We start from the raw sequence: 18,710 nt of genomic DNA on the forward strand, positions 1-18,710 counted from the left end.
GACGTGGACGCCCACCGGCCCCGCGAGCGGAGCGACACGCCTTTTTGACCGCGCCGGGCACTCTGTTGTATGGATCCAAAGCGGGAGCTTACAAGCGTCGACCTCGCCGCCCTCGTCCGCGAGTTCGGAGCCTACGAGGGCGCGAAGCTCGACAAGGCCTATCTCTACGGGGATAATCTCGTCCGCCTCAAGATGCGCGATTTCGACCGCGGTCGCATCGAGTTGCTTCTCGAGGTCGGCGAGGTGAAACGCGCCCACACGGTCGCCCCCGAGCGGGTGCCCGACGCCCCCGGTCGGCCGCCGCAGTTCGCGATGATGCTGCGCAATCGGCTGTCCGGCGCGGACTTCGCCGGCGCCTCCCAGTACGAGTTCGACCGCATCCTCGAGTTCGTCTTCGAGCGCGACGACGGGACGACCCGGATCATCGTCGAACTGTTCGGTCAGGGCAACGTCGCGGTGACGGACGGCGAGTACGAGGTGATCGACTGTCTCGAGACGGTTCGCCTGAAGTCCCGAACCGTCGTCCCGGGCTCGCGCTATGAGTTCCCCGACACGCGGACGAACCCGCTAACGATTTCGCGCGAGGCCTTCGGCCACGAGATGGAGGATTCGGATACCGACGTGGTCCGCACGCTCGCGACGCAGCTCAACTTCGGCGGCCTCTACGCCGAGGAGCTCTGCACCCGCGCGGGCGTCGAGAAGGCGATGGACATCGCCGACGCCGACGAGGAGACCTACGACGAACTCTACGAGGCGATCGAACGGCTCGCGCTCGATATCCGAAACGGGAATTTTGATTCGCGACTGTATCTCGACACCGATGACGAGGACCGGACCGAGGACGGCGACGGAGACGAGGGGAGCGCCGCCCGCGTCGTCGACGTGACGCCCTTCCCGCTCGAGGAGCACGAACAGGACGACCTCGACGGCGAACCCTACGATACCTTCCTCGAAGCGCTCGACGACTACTTCTTCCGGCTCGAACTCGATGACGAGGAGGAGCCGGACCCGACGGACCAGCGTCCCGATTTCGAGGAGGAGATCGCCAAACACGAGCGGATCATCGAACAGCAACAGGGTGCGATCGAGGGCTTCGAGCAGGAAGCCGAGAACCTCCGCGAGAACGCCGAGTCGCTGTACGCCGAGTACGGCCTCGTCGACGAAATCCTCTCGACGATCCAGGAGGCCCGCGAACAGGACCGCCCCTGGGACGAAATCGAGGAGCGCTTCGCGGAGGGTGCCGAGCAGGGCATCGACGCCGCCGAGGCGGTCGTCGATGTCGACGGCAGCGAGGGACTCGTCACGGTCGACATCGACGGGGAGTACATCGAACTCGTGGCTCACGACGGCGTTGAGCAGAACGCGGATCGCCTCTACACCGAGGCAAAGCGCGTCGCGGAGAAGAAAGAGGGCGCGTTGGCCGCGATCGAGGACACCCGCGAGGACCTCGAAGAGGCAAAGCGCCGCCGCGACGAGTGGGAGGCCACCGATGGCGAGGAGGCGGACGACGAGGCTACCGAAGATGAAGGTGAAGACCACGACTGGCTCGCGGACCCGTCGATCCCGATCCGCGAGAACGAACCCTGGTTCGACCGGTTCCGCTGGTTCCACACCAGCGACGGCTACCTCGTGATCGGCGGCCGCGACGCCGACCAGAACGAGGAACTGGTAAAGAAGTACCTGGAGCCGGGCGACAAAGTCCTGCACACCCAGGCCCACGGCGGCCCCGTCACGGTCCTGAAGGCGACCGATCCGAGCGAGGCGTCCTCCGCAGACATCGAACTCCCGGAGTCGAGCATCGAGGAAGCCGCCCAGTTTGCCGTCTCCTACGCCTCGGTCTGGAAGGACGGCCGCTACGCCGGCGACGTCTACGCCGTCGACTCCGACCAGGTGACGAAGACCCCTGAAAGCGGAGAATATCTGGAAAAAGGCGGCTTCGCCGTCCGCGGCGACCGAACCTACTACCGCGACACCCCGGTCGGTGCCGCCGTCGGCATCCAGTGTGAGCCCTACACCCGCGTCATCGGCGGCCCGCCGGCGGCCATCGAAGAATCGGCAGAGACGACAATTGAACTCGAGCCCGGCCGGTACGCCCAGGCCGACGCGGCGAAGCGGCTGTATCGACGGTTCCGCGAGCGGTTCGAGGACGAGACGTTCGTCCGGAAAATCGCGAGTCCGGACCGCATTCAACACTTCATGCCGCCGGGTGGCAGCCGGATTTCCGAGGACTGAGGCCGTCTGCCCCGTCGCTAATCCGCGGAACAGATTCGACGACGTGTTCACGTCGTCACCACTTTTCTCGTAACGCCGCTTTCGTCGGTGTCACCCGGCGGTGTGGCGGAAGTACCCGAGTGCGACAGCGTAGGTACCGTAGACGGCGACAGTCGTCCACGCAATCGCTGCGCTGGCTGGCCCCCACGAGAAGAGTTCCGTCCCCGAGAGGACGACCAGCGACGGGTACACGAGCGCCGATAGCCAGCCGAACAGCGCCAGCGTGGTTCCGCTGGCCCGTCGGTGGATCGCGTCGTCGCGCTCGTCGAACAGCGGCCCCGCCGCCCCGTACGGAATCACCGCCGCTGCGGTCAGCCCGACGGCGTAGAGCACAACTGCGATAACGGGGCGGTTCAACGCCGTCCCGATACCGAGGGCGAGACCGGCGGCGACGCCGCAGATTCCAATCAGTCGTTTGTACGTCGCCGGACTGTCGTTCCGAATCAACGGGAGCGTCGTTTCTGTCATGGATCGAGGGCACCCGAGTTCTGTAAAGCGACCTTTACAGTAAAACGTGCTTTACACACTTACTTAAATCTATCTGCCACCCGCCGATCGCGACTGCGCCCGAAATATCGTGTTCAATGTTCTCTCCACAAATAATTTCCAATAACTATTATTGTGTCTCGCAGTGTACTGTTTCCCCATGTGTCTTGAGTGCACAAGCCATGGTTCGGAGCGGGATTCGAGTTCAGCCGACGAGTCCGCCGAGACGGAACGGGATGGGAGCGACTGGAACCGGCGGTCGTTTCTCCGGGCGACGGGCGTCGCCGCCGGCTCGGGGACGGTGCTCGCCGCGCAAGGTGAGCGCGTCGCGGCCTCGCATACCGAGTGTAGCGCGGCGGATCGCTGGGTCGAAGCGGCGAATCACAGCGCGCGAAACTACGGGATCAACTGGATCGTCATCCACGTTACCGCGGGTGCGTATCAGGGCGCGCTCAGTACGCTGACGAGTTCGAGTTCGGGCGTGAGTTCGCACTACCTCGTGAAGAACTACGATTGGACCGAGGGGCCGTCGGCGGGCCACGTCGACCAACTGGTCCACCACGATCGGGCGGCCTGGCACGCCAGGTACATCGCCAACCACCGCTCGATCGGCATCGAACACGAGTGGTTCAACGACAACGGCATCACCGACGCCTGCTATGAATCCTCGGCCGAACTCGTCCGCTGTATCGCCGACATGCACGACATCCCGCTCGAGTTCTATACGAGCAACACCTGCATCCAGAACGAGCCGGGCGGGATCATCGGGCATACGCACGTGCCGGACGGCGACTGTAGCAGTTTCTCCCACGGCGGCCGGACCTGCCCGTATCCGGACTGGGATATGGATCACTTCGCGAGTCTGGTTCGGGACGGCGACGGCGGTGGTGGTGGCGGTGGCGGCGACAAGTTCCAGGACGGCGACCAGGTTGTCACGACGACGGCTCTCAACGGTCGTGAGCAGCCGTGTCTCAACGACGACGTCGTGTTGACGCTGCCGGAGGGAACCCAGGGGGAAGTGATGAACGGCCCCGAGGACTGCGACGGCATCACTTGGTGGGGACTGCACGTTCCGGCGTACAACGAGTGGGTCTGGTGCTCGGAGAACTACCTGGCCCACGCCTGAGACCGCCACCCGCCTCCTGTCGGCAGTTCGCGAATAACAGCACCTTTTACTGGTCCGCCCGGACTGACGGGTATGCAGATCAAAGACCGGGAACCGCTCGACGGCGGGCGCGAGCGGGTTACCGTCGTCCCCGAGAGCGTCGACGACCTCTGGCACCTCCAGTACGTCCTAGAGCCCGGCGACCGCGTCGCGGGTGACACGACCCGCCGCATCCAGCGTAACGACGATCAGATGCGCGATACCGGCGGCGAGCGCGAACCCATGTGGGTCGCCATCGCCGTCGAGGACATCGAGTTCCACAAGTTCGCGAACCGGCTGCGCGTCGGCGGTGAAATCGTCGCCTGCTCGCGCGAGGACCAACTCGGGTTTCACCACACCCTGAACGTCGAGGGGCGCGAAGAGATCTCGATCGAGAAACGCTTCAAGCCGGATCAGGAGGCCCGTCTCGAAGAGGCCGAGGAAGCTACCGAGAATCCCGACGTGGCCATCGCCACCGTCGAGGAGGGACAGGCCCACGTCCACACCGTCGCCCAGTACGGCACCGAAGAACGGGCGGCGATCACCGGTCCCACCGGCAAAGGCGAGTACGCCCGCGAGCGTTCGGAACTGTTCGCCGAACTCGGCGACGTGCTCAAACGCCAGGACGCGGACGCGATCATCCTCGCGGGTCCCGGATTCACGAAACAGGACGCCCGAAAGTACCTCGAGGACAACGAGCCCGCAGTCGCAGAGCGGCTCACGATGGTCGATACGGCGAGCGTCGGCGACCGGGGCGTCCACGAGGTGCTAAAGCGCGGCGCGGTCGCGGACGTCCAACAGGAGACCCGCATCGAGCGCGAGGCCGAGTTCATCGACGAACTCACCGAGCGCATCGCCCAGGGTGCGAAGGCGGCCTACGGTCCCGAAGAAGTCAAGCAGGCGGCCGAGTTCGGCGCGATCGAGCGACTCCTTGTTCTCGACGACCGGCTCCGCAAGGAGCGCGGTCCGGAAGGCGAGTGGGCCATCGACGTTGACGATATCGTCCGCACGACCGAACAGAAAGGCGGCGACGTAACCGTCTTCTCGAGCGAGTTCCCGCCGGGACAGCAGCTCTCGAACCTCGGCGGCATCGCGGCACTGTTGCGCTACCGGCTCGAATGACGGCTCGCGCCGTCCGTCACGGGGCTGACCCGTCCACACCATGATCGAACACGCCACGCTGTGGCTCCTCGCAGTGTGTTCCTACGGACTCGGCGATCTCGTTACAACCGCCGCCGGACTCCGATACGATGAACTCGAGGAGGGGGCGGTATTCGTTCGCAGACTGCTCGGCGATCCGCCGACGCCGGGCGGACTCGTCCGGTTCGGGGCGTTCAAGGGCGTGCTGTTTCTGGCGTTCTACGGCGGCTATCGCCTCCTCGAGGGGTACCGCGTTCGGATTCTCGTCCCCACTGCAATCGCCGGTATCGGAATCGTTGCGGTGGGCAACAACCTGCGTGCGATTCGGCGCGTCCGCTGATATTGTCGGACGACCCTGGCGCATCGATCACACTCGATCGGCCGGCGTCGGCGTCAACGATCCGCGAGACGCTACCGAGTAATCCCAGTTTCGGCCGCGAGATCGGCGTCCAGCGGTGGGAAAAGAAAAGAGCAGCCCTCACGACGGGCTGCCCCATTAGGCGTCGTCAGCGAACGTGTTGATTCGCCTCGATGAGCTGGATGAGGACGGTGGCAAACAGCGATTCTGAACTCCAAATGGCGGTCTCTTCGCCGGCGTCGTCGACGACGCTAAGCAGGATTCCGTCGTCGTCGACGATAGCGATCCGCCCGGACCGGTGGTCGTCCGTGTGGGGTCTCGTCGGGGACTCGACGGAGACGCCCTCGAGTTCAGTGAAGCGGTCGCAGACGGTTTCGGTGCGGCTAACTGCGATCGTCTCGACGCCGGCGCGCGCCTGCTCTTCGAGGACGCGTCCGATTGCGTCCGTGAAGAGTTCGGGAAGGCGCGTCGCGAAGACGAGACGCTCGTCGGCGCTCGAGAGCAAGTCGACGGTGCGGTCGTCGATCCGGTCGCGACCGCGGACGGTCCAGATGTCCTCCTGTGTCTCCTCGTCGGCGACTTCTTCCGAGACCTGATCGACGAACTCGAAGGCGCGGTCCTGTTCGCGTTCGAATCGGTCGCGCAGGATCGTGCGGGCGTCCTCGATGTTGACTGGCCGGTACCGGATCGGGCTGGCCTGTTGGACGTCGAGGAGGCCGTGCTCGGCGAGGCTTTCGGCGACGCTGTAGACCTGCGAGCGGGGAACGTCGGTGGTTCGGGCGACGTCGCGGGCGGTGCCTGAGCCGAGTCGCTGGAGGGCGATGAAGACCTTGGCCTCGTAGCTGGTGAGTCCGAGGTGTTCGAAGGCGTCGAGCGCCTCGGATTCGTCGGTGGTCATCGGTCGTCACCGTCCTCAGAGGCGGTGTCCTCGGCGGTGGCAGCGTCCCCTGGCGCGCCGCCGTCGCTTGCGGGAGTCGGTTCGCCGGTCGGATCGAAGTCGAACGACACGTCCGGGCCGAAGTACCGCGTCCAGAGGACCAGCAGCGTGGGGAGGACGACGACGCTTGCGAGGAACGCGTACGTGATCGTCAGCGCGGTGATGATCCCGAACTGCTGAAGGGCAGGCAGGATGGCGAACGCGAGGACGCCGAAGCCGCCGACGGTCGTCGCTGCGCTGCCAAGCAGTGCGCCGCCGGTGCCGGTCACCGTCGTCCGAAGCGCCGACCAGACGTTCCCCTGGCGTTCTAACTCGAGTGAGTAACGGGCGCTAACGTGGATACTGTAGGCGACGCCGAGCCCGATCGTGAGGCTCGTGATCATCCCCGTCAGCACGTTGAACGGCATACCGAGGAGGTACATCGTCCCCAGAATCCAGCTGACGGAGAACGCGACAGGCAACAGCGTGACGGTGCCGAGCATCGCGCTGTTTCCGGTCAGCCAGTAGGCCGCCGAGAGGAAGACGAACACCGCCACGAGCGTGATCAGCAGGCTCTCGAGGACCGTGTCGAGCAGGTCCTGTTCGACGATGTAGCTCACGATCGGATCGCCGGTTGCGGTGACGGTCCAGTCGCCATCACCGCCGTCTTCGAGGGTTCCTGCGATGGCGCGCATCTCGTCGGTCGTCTCGCTCGTCGTTGCATCGCCGTCGGTGCCGATGACCAGTCGCGTCATATTGTACTCCCCGTCATCGGTTTGGTGGAGCACCTGCCCCGCTGCCTCCTCGTCGGCCTCGAAGAGTTCGTCGTAGAGCGCCGAGACGTTCTCGTCGGGCACGCCATCGCCGTTCGTATCGGCCGCGGTGAACGACTCGTTGAACGACTCGTTCTGCGCGGCGACGGATTCCATGGTCGAGAGCGGGTCCTGCACGTCTGCCTCGCCCGTCGCCAACTCGTAGGCGACATCGCTCGATGCGGCCTCCTCGCGCGTTTCGTTGATCTGTTCTAACAGGGCCGGATCGGCGACATCACCTTCGACGAGGAGCTGCGCCTGGCTGTCCGCGCGCTGGAACTCCTGGTTGACGTAGTCGAGGTCGTCTTTCGCCTGGTACTCGCCGGGGCTCATCCCGCCGGGCAGGCTCTCGGTCCAGGCCGGCGGATCCTCCGCGAGGAAGTCCTCCTCCTGGAAGCTGGTGTCGACCTGCGTCGCGCCGTAGACGCCCCCGGCGGAGAGGACCAGCACGAGGACGAGGACGACCAGCGGGATCTTTCGGGCTGCGATCGATCCGAGCGTCAGCACCTCGCTGAAGCGGCCGCCGCCGGTCCCGAACGCGCGCTTGTGGCGATCGAGACCGCGACCCTCGAGGAACGCGTCGAGTTCAACCTTGGCGGCCGGGATCAGCGCGCCGAAGACGATCAGCGCGGCGACGATGCCGACCGAACTGACGATGCCGAACTCGCGGATCGGGCCGATCGGGCTGACGAGGTTCGAGAGGAAGCCGATGACGGTCGTCGCGGTCACCCAGACGAGCGCGACGCCGACGCCGGCGAGTGCGACCGACATCGAGCCGCGAACCGAGCCATCGGCTGCGGATTGCCGGTCGGCGTCCGCGGACCGCTCGGTCTCGCGTTGCTCCCGGTGGCGCATGAAGACGTGGATCGCGTAGTCGATCGATAACCCGATCAAGAGCACGGGCACCGCGACGAACATCTGGTTGAACGCGATTCCTGCCCAGCCCATGAAGCCGAACGTCCAGACGAGGACCGCGCCGATCCCGACGATACCGAGGACGATATCGAGCAGGTCGCGGTAGGCGACGAGCAGCGCCACGACGACGAACAGCAAAGCGAGCGGTCCGACGATCGCGAGGCTATCGCCCATCGACCGGTCGATTTCGTCGGTGATGAGGCCGGACCCGAAGACGAGGTAGTCGTCCTCGTGTGCGTTCGCCATATCTCGAATCTCGAGTTGGCTGTCGACGACCGAATCGTCGACCCCGCCCATCTCGGCCATGCCGTCACCCCCGGCCGACTGCGTGATCGATGTCAATCGCGCGTCGGCCTCCGTACTCCCCGGCTCGTACGACGTCGGCATCAGCGAAATCGCCGGATTGTCCTCGCCCTCGCCGTCCGAGAGTGTCTCCGCAACGAGTTCGCTGAACTCGTCGTCGTCGAGTTCCTCGAGCGCGTCGATCTGTTCGTCGAGAGACGGCTGGTCGCCGCCGCCGTTCTCACCATCAGCGCCGCCTTCGAGCGCGGCGTACTCTTCTTCGAGCACGCCCACGGTACCGGCCTGATAGACGCCCTCGAGTTGCTCGGTGAGTTCCTGGTACTCGGGGGATTCGCTGGGATCGTCCGTGGTCTGCTCAAGCTGGTAGCGCTGGGATTCGATCTCGCGAGCCTGCTGGACGGCCGATTCGTACTCGGCGGTCTGTGCGTCGGTCAGCGGTGCCGTTGCGTTCTCGACGGTGGCGTCGAGTTGGGACTCGAGTTCGGCCGCGCGGGTCTCGTACTCCGGATCGGATTCGTCGTACGTCGCGTTTAGTTGCTCGTACTGTCGCTGAATCGCGACCGTCTCGTTGAGCCCGCGTTCGAGCCGTGCGCTGGTCTCGTTCAGCGCGTCCGCCTCTTCGCTTCTGATCGCCGAGATGGCGATGATGTTCTCGACGCCGGTGATCGGCTGGTCGTCGGCCAGCGTCTCGTTTATCGATTCGTTCGCTCGAATGTCTTGCTGGAACTCGAGCGACGAGATGAGCGACGATTTCGTCAGCACGTTGTCCCCGCCGTCATCGCCCTCGCCGGTACGGGTTATCACCTGCAAACTCGTCGTGTTCTCCTGTTGGTCGCTCGTAAAGTTACCCTCGATGTCTTCGAGCGCCTGTGCCTCGTCCGAGTCGGTCTCGAACTGGTCGAGCGACGAGTCGTCGTCGACCATCGTCGCACCTGCACCGACGACCGCGGTCGTGAGCAGGAGGACGACGAGCACAACACGCGAGTGTTGCGTGACGATCGCTGCGAGTCGTTCGGGCGCGCTCATTCGATCCCCCTCCCGGGGACGAGCTGGCGCTCCCGTTCGTCCTGAATCATACTGTTGTTATAATCCTACAAACGGATCGGTTATACGTATTTGGATACGCGCCGCTGTCCGGTTGTCTCCTCGATTGGATGGAAACGGGCAGGAAGAAGCGCTTACTCGACCGAAATCGTCATCAAGTCCTCCGCGAACCGCACGTCGCCGTCGTAGTGCGTGCCGATCGATTCGAGCATTTCCTCGTGGCGGCCCTCCGTATGCGGATAGAGATGCGTCAAGTACACACGGCCAATGTCACGGCCCGCGAGTTCACGACCGAGGGCCTCGGGCGTCGGGTGATTCGAGACGTCAACGTCATCGGGGAACGAACAGTCGTGGGCCAGGATCGCGGATCCCTCGGCGAAGTTCGCCAGTCCCGCGAACGCCTCGGTGTCGCCGCTGAAGGTGAACAGATCGCCGAAGCGATAGGCCAGACACGGCAGGGAGTGGCGCGTTTCGTAGGCCGTCACGTCGAAGCCGGCGACGCTGAACTCGCCGGGGACGACCTCGCGAACCTGCAGGTCGAGTTTGTCCTGCATGTACTCGTGGACCGAGAGGAGGTCGTCCAGCAGTGCTTTGGTTCCCTGGGGGCCGACGACCTCCAGGTGTTCCTCGCCGGCGAGCCAGCGGGCTTTCATCAGCGGCAGGAGGTCGGCGACGTGGTCCAGGTGGTGGTGGGTTAGCAGGACCGTCGAGACGCTCTCGTAGCCGACGCCCGACTGCTGCAGGCGGTGGAGGACGCCGGAGCCGCAGTCGACCAGGAGCGTTCGGTCATCGTTCTGAACGAGAATACCAGCCTGAAAGCGCTCGCCGGTCGGCATCGCGCTACCGGTGCCGAGAAACGTGACGTGCATACGCGACAGTGTGACGGCCCGACCGATAAGGGTAGTCCCTTCCGGTCGGGCGTTCCGGCGGAACAGCGGTGTGGGAAGCCCTGGCTACCGCCGACACCGACGACTTTAGTCCCCGTCAGCGATAGTCTCACGTACCCATGGCCGACACTACCGACTGTCTCGCTGCGGATCGACTGCGGATGACTCCCGGCCCGACCGAGATTCCGGCCCCGGTTAGAGAGCGGCTGGCCGAGCCAGCGCCGAATCCCGACCTCGAACCCGAGTTCTTCACGTGCTACCGAAACCTGACGGACAAACTCACGCGGATTCACGCGGCCGGACCGGCGGGGGAAGCTCCCGCCACGCCCGACAGGGACACCGTCGTCCTCGGCGGCGAAGGCATCCTGGGACTCGAGGCTGCGATCACCTCGCTCGTCTCCCCCGGGGACCGCGTGCTCTGTCTCTCGAACGGGCTGTACGGCGACGGCTTCGCCGATTTCGTCGAGCAGTACGACGGCGAGCCAGTTCGCTGCGGGGTCCCCTGGGACGAAACGCTCGACCCGGACGCCGTCGAGGCGGCAATCGAGAGTGCGGACGAGCCGTTCGACGTGGCGACCATGGTCCACTGCGAAACCCCCACCGGCACGCTGAACGACCTCGAGCCGATCCTCGACGTGCTCGAGGCCCACAACATCATCAGCGTCGTCGACGCCGTCTCCTCGCTCGGCGGCGCGCCCGTCCCGACCGACCGGATCGACATCTGTCTCGGCGCGAGCCAGAAGTGCTTCAGCGCCCCGCCGGGGCTCGCCACCTGCACGATCAGCGACCGAGCATGGGACCGCATCGAAACCGTCGAAACCGGCTCGCTGTACACCGACCTCGAGCCCTGGCGTACTGCTGCGGCGGAGGGTGAGGAGTGGTTCCCCTACACCCACCTCGCCTCGAACGTCTTGGGACTGGACGCCGCCGCCAACTTGCTGCTCGAAGAAGGACTTGAATCCGTCTTCGACCGCCACGAGGCGGCTGCGACGCTGTGTCGCGACCGCGCAGCGGAACTCGGGCTCGATCCGTACCCCGCGTCTCACGAGGCCTGTTCGCCGACCGTGACCGCACTCGAGTTCAGCGGCAGTGCGACCGACCTGCAGGAGCGGCTGCGGACCGAGCACGACATCGTCGTCGCGACCGGCCTCGGTGAACTCGAAGACGATATCATCCGGATCGGTCACATGGGCCACAACGCACGGCCGGAACGCGTCGAGCGGACGATGGACGCGCTGGCGGCGGTGCTCGAATAGCGAGCGACGGCGTCGGGAGCGGCGGTCACGTACTTCAAACGCCACCGGAATCTGCAGGTAGAACCGTTTCCCGTGCTCCCGGTCTACTGATTGATATGTCCGATCGCGACTCCAACCTCGATCCCGACGCCGGGACCGATCGGGATCCAACGGAGAAACCGACTCGGGACGCCGAGGAGGCAAAGCAAGAGGGAGAGCAGATGGCTCGCAACTGGATCGCAGTCGGCGTCGTGTCGATCTTCCTGCTCCTGTTGATCGTCGTCGGACTGATGCAGGCGACCGGGCTCGTCGACGTGTTCGGGCCGATCGCGGAGACTCAGACGCAGCAGTGGGCCGCCTTCGCCGTTCTCGCGCTGATCGTCGTCGCGCTCGCCGGCTGGAGTTGGACGACGCTGGTCCGGTGACAGTCCTATCCGCGCTGCGTTCCCTTCGAGTTCAGTTCCGTTCAGTTCTGTTTCTCCGTTTCGTTCTCTCGATCTCCCTCTCGCGCGTTCGCGTGCCAGGAATAGACATATCACCCGCCGCCGAGACAGAAACCCGTTTAGGTCGGCCGCGTCAGGGACAGGTAATGAGTAGGAGTTACCGGATCGGACTCGTCGGCAAACCCTCCGTCGGCAAGTCCTCTTTCTTCAACGCCGCGACGATGAACGACGTGCCCGAAGGGGCCTACCCGTTCACGACCATCGACCCGAGCGTCGGCGAGGCCTACGTCCGCGTCGACTGCGCCGCCCCCGAGTTCGACGAGGAGTGCACCCCGAACGTTGGCTACTGCGACCACGGCACCCGCTTCGTGCCGACGAAACTCGTCGACGTCGCCGGCCTGATCCCCGGCGCACACGAGGGCAACGGCCTCGGCAACCAGTTCCTCACCGACTTGAACGAGACGGACGTACTCGTCCACGTCGTCGACTTCTCCGGCGAAACCGACCTTGAAGGCGAACCGACCGAGGGCCACGACCCCCGCGAGGACATCGCCTTCCTGGAGGAAGAACTCGACCAGTGGTATCTCGGCGTCCTCGAGAAAGGCATCGAGCGCTACGAGTCCGGCTACACCACCGAAGACGACGCCATCGAGGACGAACTGGCCGAGCAGATGAGCGCGTTCAAGACCAACGCGGACGAGATCAAGCGCCTCATCCGCCGCGTCGATGTCGGCTTCGACCCCGACGCGTGGGACGCCGACGACGAACTCGAACTCGCCCGCGAAATCCGCAAGGAGACCAAACCGATGGTCATCGCGGCGAACAAGATGGACACCCCCGAAGCCCAGGCGAACTACGAGGAAATCACGACCGATCCCGACTACGAACACCTGACGATCGTCCCCTGCAGCGCCCACGCCGAAAAGGCCCTGAAGTCCGCGGACAAGGCCGGCGTCGTCGACTACCGGCCCGGCGACGCCGAGTTCGAGATTACAGGTGAGGTTTCCGGCGAGCAAGAACAGGGCCTCGAGCAGATCCGCGAGTTCCTCACTGAATTCGGCGCGACCGGCGTCCAGGCCGCGATCGAAACCGCCCTGTTCGACGTGCTCGGCGTCACGCCCGTCTTCCCCGGCGGCGCGAACGGGCTGGGCAACGAACGCGGCGAGGTCCTGCCCGACTGTTACCTGATCCCGCCGAACTCGACCGCCGAGGACTTCGCCTACAGCCTCCACTCCGACATCGGCGACGGCTTCCTGCACGCGATCGACTGCCGGACGAACCGCCAACTCGGCAAGGACTACACGGTCGAGTCGCGGGACGTGATCGAGGTCATCACGACGAACTAAGTCACCGGGCGATCGCTCCGATTACCGGACGAGAGCCGCACTCGGACTCGCGAGCCGTCGTACTGCTTTCCAACTACCGCCGAACGAGAACCGCTGGTTTCTGCCCTGGTCGTTGAATACCCTCGGCGTGGTCGGGGTCGTATGGACGACTCAGAGGTCCGTATCGACCATCCGGAGCGGCTCTGCGATGCGATCATCGGGATTCTCGACGAACTCGAGGACGAAGCCGTCATCGACGAAGAACGGGCTGCCGAACTCCGCTCGGAGATCTACCGCTCGGTCGACACTACCGAAACGTAACTGGATACGCATCATCGCGGACGCGCTCGACGAGTTCACCGTCGATAGCAAAATTGTCGGTACGTATACGGTGGGGGAGCAGAACTGGCGACGATGGTCTCGGATGGTGTGAACCGTTTACTCGCCCCAGGTGAATCGACGCATGACAGCATCGAGTTCACTCGCTACGCGGGTGACCCAGCCGTCGGGGGAGAACCGCCGCAGTTGTGCGTCGTCGACTTCGATACGCGCGTCGCCGTAGGGATCGCGGTCTCCACGCTCGCCATCGTGTTGGTCGCCCTGTGCGGCGTCAACAACGATGGAAGTCGAACATCGTCCGCACGCTTCTCGGTCTCGTGCCATGCGCTCGTCTCGTGTCCACGGTTCGTCCCAGTGGTATGTAAACACATGGGTCGCTTGGCGGCTTCACCGGTCGAGCGCTGGCTGCCGTTGCCAGCCGATCGCCACCGGACTGGTTCCCGACGGACTTTTGAGGGCGACGTGGCATCACTTCACATGGAACGTCCAGCGGACAGGCCAACCGAAACGGGTCTCGACCCGGCCCGCGAGGATGCAGCCGGCGATCGCGACCTTGCAGCCGTCCCCGACTGGGACGACGAGTTCATCGACCGAGTCAGCGATCGGCTCATGCACAACTACGATCTCGAGAAGGACTACCGGGTCGACGGGGTGGAGTTCACGCTGTACGGGACGCTTTCGGTCGTCAACCAGAAACACGCCTTCCACCCCGCGCTCTCGTTCGCCGACCACGAGTCGACCGAGCACCTGTTCGTCACACACGTCGATGCTGTCGACGACCGGACACTGGAGCGCTTTGCCGACCTCGGCGCTGAACTCGCGGATGAGTGGATCGAGGCGGACGAAGAGCACTTTGCCACGGAGTTCACGTTCGTCCTCGTTACGCCGTCGATTCCGGACCCAACGGACGTGCGGCGTCGCATCGAGGCCGTCGATGGGCGGACGCTGTTGACGTACGGCTATCACGGTCACTACGAGATCAATATCGTCGTCGTCGCGCCGGCATCGGAGACGCTGGTTGCGAGCGAGAACGCGGACGTAGCGTCGGCGTTTCGCCTCTGGGAGCCGATCGAGCGCGACGAGCCGGGTCTCCTCAGACTGATCTCGCGCCGGTTCCAGCTGTAGCCGGTAGATCGTTCGATTCGGAACTCTTCTCCTCGGGCCGTCGAAAGAACGGTATTCCGCAACGCGCTCGCGACCATCAACGCCATCGGATCACCGGTGGAGAGCAACTGCTTGGGCTTGCTTCAGTTGGCCAGCCAGACCGTGCCAGTCAGTAGCGCCAGCGACGACAGGAACTGGTTCACGCCGCCGAACAGTGTCCAGCGGACTCCCATCGAACGCTGCCGAACAGGAAGAATGATTCGATCTACTCAGCCCCACTACATGAGATCTGTCGCCACATAAATAATATCAAATCAGGCCTTCTCGGACTGATCACCTGTCGACTGCAGCTTCAGTCGTCTTCAGGTATCCCGTCNCATGAGATCTGTCGCCACATAAATAATATCAAATCAGGCCTTCTCGGACTGATCACCTGTCGACTGCAGCTTCAGTCGTCTTCAGGTATCCCGTCACCTCCGTCGGCAGCCACGGGTTCGCCGCCGACATCGCCGGTTGACTTGATGTTACCATATCCCTTCCAGAACAGGGCCAGCGCCAGTCCGACCAGCGTCAGGTTGATGACGATCTGACTCCCGGCGGCGATCCAGATCCATATTCCCGGATCACCGGAAATCAGCCGGACGAACAGGACCTGATAGAAGGCGACCCACAGGAGGCCGAGAACCGTAATAACGCCCATCACCGCCAGTGGTCCACCAGTGCTGATAAGTTGCTTGCTGCGGTCCCAGTTGGTCAACCAGACCGTTCCGGTCAACAGCGCCAGCGCGGCCAGCAACTGGTTCGCACCGCCGAACAGCAGCCACAGGTCTTCCCAGCTACCCGTACCGAGTAGAAGGAAGGCGACGAGTACCACGACGCTCGTGTTTGTGTAGCGGTTGGCGGCGAACGATTGGATCGACGTTGTGGGCGTACCGACGAGTTCCTCGACCATGTACCGGCTGAGCCTGACGGCCGTGTCCATGCTCGTCAGGAGGAAGCTGGCGAGCACTAGCGCCATGAACGGCGCGCCGTAGCTCTCCGGAATACCGAACGCGGTGAGGATTACGCCGCCACCGTCCGCGAAGTTAGGCAGAGCGAGACCAATCCCCCCACTCGCTCCGGCGAATCCCGCGATGCCGATCGTACAGAGCGCGACGGCCGCGAGCAGTCCCTCGCCGAGCATCCCGCCGTAGCCGATCAGACGGGCATCGGTCTCCTTGTCCAGTTGCTTGGCCGTCGTTCCGGAAGAGACCAGCGAGTGGAAGCCACTGACGGTTCCACAGGCGATCGTAATGAACAGTAGCGGGAAAAGCGGCATGAGTTCGTAACCAGCATTTTCACTGCCGAACGCGCCGTACCACGCGTCGACCTGGAACGTCAACGGTTCGCTGGTGCTGGTCACGAACGTGCCGACGATGACTGCCAGCAGCGCGCCGCCGACCCCCGTGTACAGCAGGAACGACGACAGGTAGTCGCGGGGCTGGAGCAGCATCCATACCGGCAGGACGCTAGCGATCGCCCCGTAGACGAGCATTACCAGCACCCACATGCCGACGTTCGGATTGAAGCCGAGTTCCGGAATTATCGACGGTGCAGTCTCTCCGAACAGGACGATCGTGTCGGGTGCGTTCTCGAACTCCGCACCGAAGAACGCGATCGGATACTGAATGCCCACGTACACCGTCGCGAAGATACCGGTGACGAAGACAACCGTTCCCACCGAGAACGGCAGATTCAGTTGGTACAGCCAGAATCCGAAGACCAGCGCGAGCGCCACGTAGAGCATGCTGGCCGTCGCGGCCTGCGGATAGGAGTCGAACACGAAGCCGATAACCAGCGCGAACACCGCCACCACGAGAATTGTCAGCAGGAACGCGAACCACAGCAACATGTTCTTGCCCTGCTCCCCGACGTACTCCCCGATGATGTAGCCGATCGACTTCCCCTCGTGTCGAAGGCTCCCCGACAACGAGACGAAGTCGTGGACCGCGCCGATCAGCGGGTTCCCGATGGCGACCCACAGCGCGGCTGGAACCCACCCCCAGACCAGTGCCGCCGTTATCGGACCGACGATCGGCGCGCCGCCCGCGATACTCGAGTAGTGGTGCCCCAGTAGCACCGGCTTCTTCGCCGGTACGTACTCCTGTCCGTCCTGGTACTTGTGCGCTGGCGTCTCGCGACTGTCGTCTAACCCCACGAACTGCGAGAGATACCGCCCGTACCCGACGTACGAGACGGTGAACAACACCAGCACCAGTGCCACGATCCATATTACACCCGCCATGGTATTATATCACGTGCCGGTTGTTGGACGGAGACACTATAAATATTATTTATTGAGGTCCGTATTCCCTTCGAGAAAACACCTCTTTTCGCCACCAAATGGAAGAAATCAGTTGTTATTCGACAAGTCGGAAACAAATGGGCACCTCAAAACCTCGCGAGTTCAGCCTATTCCAGCCGCGACTGCTCGTCCGAGCCCCCCATATCGAGTTCAGCTGCGACGTCTTCGAGGAGACTGCCGCGAACCTCCTCGACGCGCGTTTCGATGGTTGCGACGACCGGCACGTCGAACTCGCGCTCGATCCGCTCGAGGCGGTCGCGTTCGGTCGCGACCCGCTCGCGGAGATAGCGTGCGCCCCGCCCCGACTCGTCCGGGTCGGGTTCCGGCGTCAATCGGTTGACGACGAGCCCGCGAACGGGGAGCTCCGCGTCGGTAAGCGTCTCGACCGAGCGGCGCGTCTCCCGGATCGAGAGTTCGTCCGGATTCAACACGAGGTAAAACGAGGCGCTTTCCCGCAGCACCTCGCCGGCGAACTCGAATCGCTCCTTGCGTTGCTGGAGGCGAGCGAGGACGGGGTCGCCGTCCATCACCCGTCGGGGCTCCCGGTTGCCGATCGCAGCCTTCTCGTAGCGGTCGATACTCCGCTTGCGTTTGGCCACCAGTCTGTCGATCCACTGTTCGAGGAGATCCGGCAGCGCGAGCAGTCGCAGCGTCGATCCGGTCGGCGAGGTGTCGAAAATCACCGTGTCGTAATCCTCGGCGGTCTGCATCACGTCGACGAATCGATCGAACAGGGCCGCTTCGTAGGCACCCGGCGTCTGATGGGCCATCTCCAGTTGGATGTCCACCTCGTTGACCATCGCCGCTGAGAGCTGCGCATTTAACTGCCGCTTGAGATCCTGTAGATGGTCCTGTACCTCTTGCTCCGGGTCAATCTCCATCGCCGAGAGACCGGTATACCCCTCGACTTCCCGGGGCTCGTCACCGAAGTCCTGCTCGAACACGTCGGTCGTGCTGTGGGCCGGATCGGTCGACACGACGAGCGTCTCATGCCCCGAACCGGCGCACTCGAGTGCGTGTGCGCACGAAACCGTCGTCTTGCCGACCCCTCCCTTGCCGCCGAAAAAGATGAACTCGGTCATCGGTTGAATCGGATCACCACGTCAGTCAGCAGGGCCATACCACGGGGCAGAGTCGGCGCTAACAGCGAACGCGAATGCGGGCGCGGACGTGGAATCACCGTCGTGGAATACATTGCATTGTCTGCTCAGAAGTGATACTGGTGTCCCTTTCGTTCGATAACCGACTGCCGATCCCACATCCGACGCTCCCACGCGCTGAACTCGTCCTCCAGATACGGGAGGAGTTCAGCGGTGTAGTACGAAACCGGGCTCGGGATACCGAAGGCGTCGGGGAAACACGCCAACATGAACGCGTCCTCCGTGTCCTCGGCCTCCTGCTCGATCTTCTCGTAGGCCGGATGCGTGAACAGTCCGTGAAAGAGCCCGCGAAGCCACTCCTCGAGCGTTGCCTGGTACGACGCGATTCGATCGGCAAGTGTCATCGTCGGTCATACTCGAGGCCGGAGACTAAAAGGTATCACCCTTTCGTCGGCCCCGTCTGCGGCGTTATTCGGTGGCAGCCTCCGCGCCTAAACAGAACAGAACCGTGCGCGCTATAGTAGCAACCAGGCTACACACCGAT

General features: G+C 63.9%; 17 protein-coding genes. 9 read left to right on the forward strand and 8 right to left on the reverse strand.

Annotation, left to right across the window (positions count from 1 at the left end; all coding sequences use genetic code 11):
* Window positions 1-69 precede the first annotated feature (69 nt).
* A complete protein-coding gene (gene rqcH / locus C484_RS05210) occupies window positions 70-2,232 on the forward strand; it encodes a ribosome rescue protein RqcH (RefSeq protein WP_006824898.1) in 2,163 nt (720 codons plus the stop codon).
* A gap of 90 nt (window positions 2,233-2,322) precedes the next feature.
* Here the strand turns inward: rqcH and C484_RS05215 are convergent, their stop codons facing one another.
* Window positions 2,323-2,739: a DUF2178 domain-containing protein gene (locus C484_RS05215; RefSeq protein ID WP_006824899.1), complete on the reverse strand. Its 417-nt coding sequence runs from the start codon at window positions 2,737-2,739 to the stop codon at window positions 2,323-2,325.
* A 178-nt stretch (window positions 2,740-2,917) separates the two neighbouring features.
* On the opposite strand from C484_RS05215, the gene C484_RS05220 reads away from it, so the two are divergent.
* The 3 genes from C484_RS05220 (at window position 2,918) to C484_RS05230 (ending at window position 5,381) form a co-directional block, all read left to right on the forward strand.
* Complete coding sequence (locus tag C484_RS05220; RefSeq protein WP_006824900.1) at window positions 2,918-3,883, forward strand: N-acetylmuramoyl-L-alanine amidase; 966 nt, start codon at window positions 2,918-2,920, stop codon at window positions 3,881-3,883.
* 72 nt (window positions 3,884-3,955) lie between these two features.
* The gene (locus C484_RS05225) at window positions 3,956-5,023 is read left to right on the forward strand and encodes an mRNA surveillance protein pelota (protein ID WP_006824901.1); all 1,068 of its coding nucleotides are present in this window, start codon (window positions 3,956-3,958) and stop codon (window positions 5,021-5,023) included.
* 40 nt (window positions 5,024-5,063) lie between these two features.
* On the forward strand, window positions 5,064-5,381 hold the full coding sequence (locus tag C484_RS05230) for a hypothetical protein (protein ID WP_006824902.1): 318 nt from the start codon (window positions 5,064-5,066) through the stop codon (window positions 5,379-5,381).
* Window positions 5,382-5,547: 166 nt separating this feature from the next.
* On the opposite strand, the gene C484_RS05235 is transcribed toward C484_RS05230, so the two are convergent.
* From C484_RS05235 to C484_RS05245, 3 genes are all read right to left on the reverse strand, one after another.
* Window positions 5,548-6,297 carry a TrmB family transcriptional regulator gene (locus C484_RS05235; RefSeq protein ID WP_006824903.1) on the reverse strand — a complete coding sequence of 250 codons (750 nt, stop codon included), beginning with the start codon at window positions 6,295-6,297 and terminating at the stop codon, window positions 5,548-5,550.
* Window positions 6,294-9,371, reverse strand: coding sequence for an MMPL family transporter (locus C484_RS05240; protein ID WP_006824904.1), 3,078 nt, complete (start codon window positions 9,369-9,371; stop codon window positions 6,294-6,296). The genes C484_RS05235 and C484_RS05240 overlap by 4 nt, the downstream gene beginning before the upstream one ends.
* Window positions 9,372-9,523: 152 nt before the next feature.
* Complete coding sequence (locus C484_RS05245) at window positions 9,524-10,258, reverse strand: MBL fold metallo-hydrolase (protein WP_006665901.1); 735 nt, start codon at window positions 10,256-10,258, stop codon at window positions 9,524-9,526.
* 137 nt (window positions 10,259-10,395) lie between these two features.
* Here C484_RS05245 and C484_RS05250 point away from each other — a divergent pair, with 137 nt between their 5' ends.
* The 4 genes from C484_RS05250 (at window position 10,396) to C484_RS23570 (ending at window position 13,600) form a co-directional block, all read left to right on the forward strand.
* Window positions 10,396-11,532: a pyridoxal-phosphate-dependent aminotransferase family protein gene (locus C484_RS05250; protein WP_006824905.1), complete on the forward strand. Its 1,137-nt coding sequence runs from the start codon at window positions 10,396-10,398 to the stop codon at window positions 11,530-11,532.
* Window positions 11,533-11,627: 95 nt separating this feature from the next.
* Window positions 11,628-11,936 carry a hypothetical protein gene (locus tag C484_RS05255; RefSeq protein ID WP_006824906.1) on the forward strand — a complete coding sequence of 103 codons (309 nt, stop codon included), beginning with the start codon at window positions 11,628-11,630 and terminating at the stop codon, window positions 11,934-11,936.
* A gap of 164 nt (window positions 11,937-12,100) precedes the next feature.
* On the forward strand, window positions 12,101-13,300 hold the full coding sequence (locus C484_RS05260; protein ID WP_006824907.1) for a redox-regulated ATPase YchF: 1,200 nt from the start codon (window positions 12,101-12,103) through the stop codon (window positions 13,298-13,300).
* 141 nt (window positions 13,301-13,441) lie between these two features.
* Window positions 13,442-13,600: a hypothetical protein gene (locus C484_RS23570; RefSeq protein WP_006824908.1), complete on the forward strand. Its 159-nt coding sequence runs from the start codon at window positions 13,442-13,444 to the stop codon at window positions 13,598-13,600.
* A gap of 117 nt (window positions 13,601-13,717) precedes the next feature.
* Here C484_RS23570 and C484_RS05265 read toward each other — a convergent pair whose 3' ends face one another.
* Entirely contained in the window at window positions 13,718-13,942 is a 225-nt protein-coding gene (locus tag C484_RS05265; protein WP_006824909.1) for a hypothetical protein, read from the reverse strand.
* 153 nt (window positions 13,943-14,095) lie between these two features.
* On the opposite strand from C484_RS05265, the gene C484_RS05270 reads away from it, so the two are divergent.
* Window positions 14,096-14,743 carry a hypothetical protein gene (locus tag C484_RS05270; protein ID WP_006824910.1) on the forward strand — a complete coding sequence of 216 codons (648 nt, stop codon included), beginning with the start codon at window positions 14,096-14,098 and terminating at the stop codon, window positions 14,741-14,743.
* Window positions 14,744-15,170: 427 nt separating this feature from the next.
* Here C484_RS05270 and C484_RS05275 read toward each other — a convergent pair whose 3' ends face one another.
* The 3 genes from C484_RS05275 to C484_RS05285 all read right to left on the reverse strand — a co-directional run bounded on the left by C484_RS05275 (window position 15,171) and on the right by C484_RS05285 (window position 18,570).
* Window positions 15,171-17,006 carry a carbon starvation CstA family protein gene (locus C484_RS05275; protein ID WP_006824912.1) on the reverse strand — a complete coding sequence of 612 codons (1,836 nt, stop codon included), beginning with the start codon at window positions 17,004-17,006 and terminating at the stop codon, window positions 15,171-15,173.
* A 167-nt stretch (window positions 17,007-17,173) separates the two neighbouring features.
* Window positions 17,174-18,148: an ArsA family ATPase gene (locus tag C484_RS05280; protein WP_006824913.1), complete on the reverse strand. Its 975-nt coding sequence runs from the start codon at window positions 18,146-18,148 to the stop codon at window positions 17,174-17,176.
* A 125-nt stretch (window positions 18,149-18,273) separates the two neighbouring features.
* Complete coding sequence (locus C484_RS05285; protein WP_006665891.1) at window positions 18,274-18,570, reverse strand: hypothetical protein; 297 nt, start codon at window positions 18,568-18,570, stop codon at window positions 18,274-18,276.
* Between the last annotated feature and the right edge of the window lie 140 nt (window positions 18,571-18,710).

This window comes from Natrialba taiwanensis DSM 12281 (genome assembly GCF_000337595.1).
In the GTDB taxonomy this organism is placed as follows: Archaea; Halobacteriota; Halobacteria; order Halobacteriales; family Natrialbaceae; genus Natrialba; species Natrialba taiwanensis.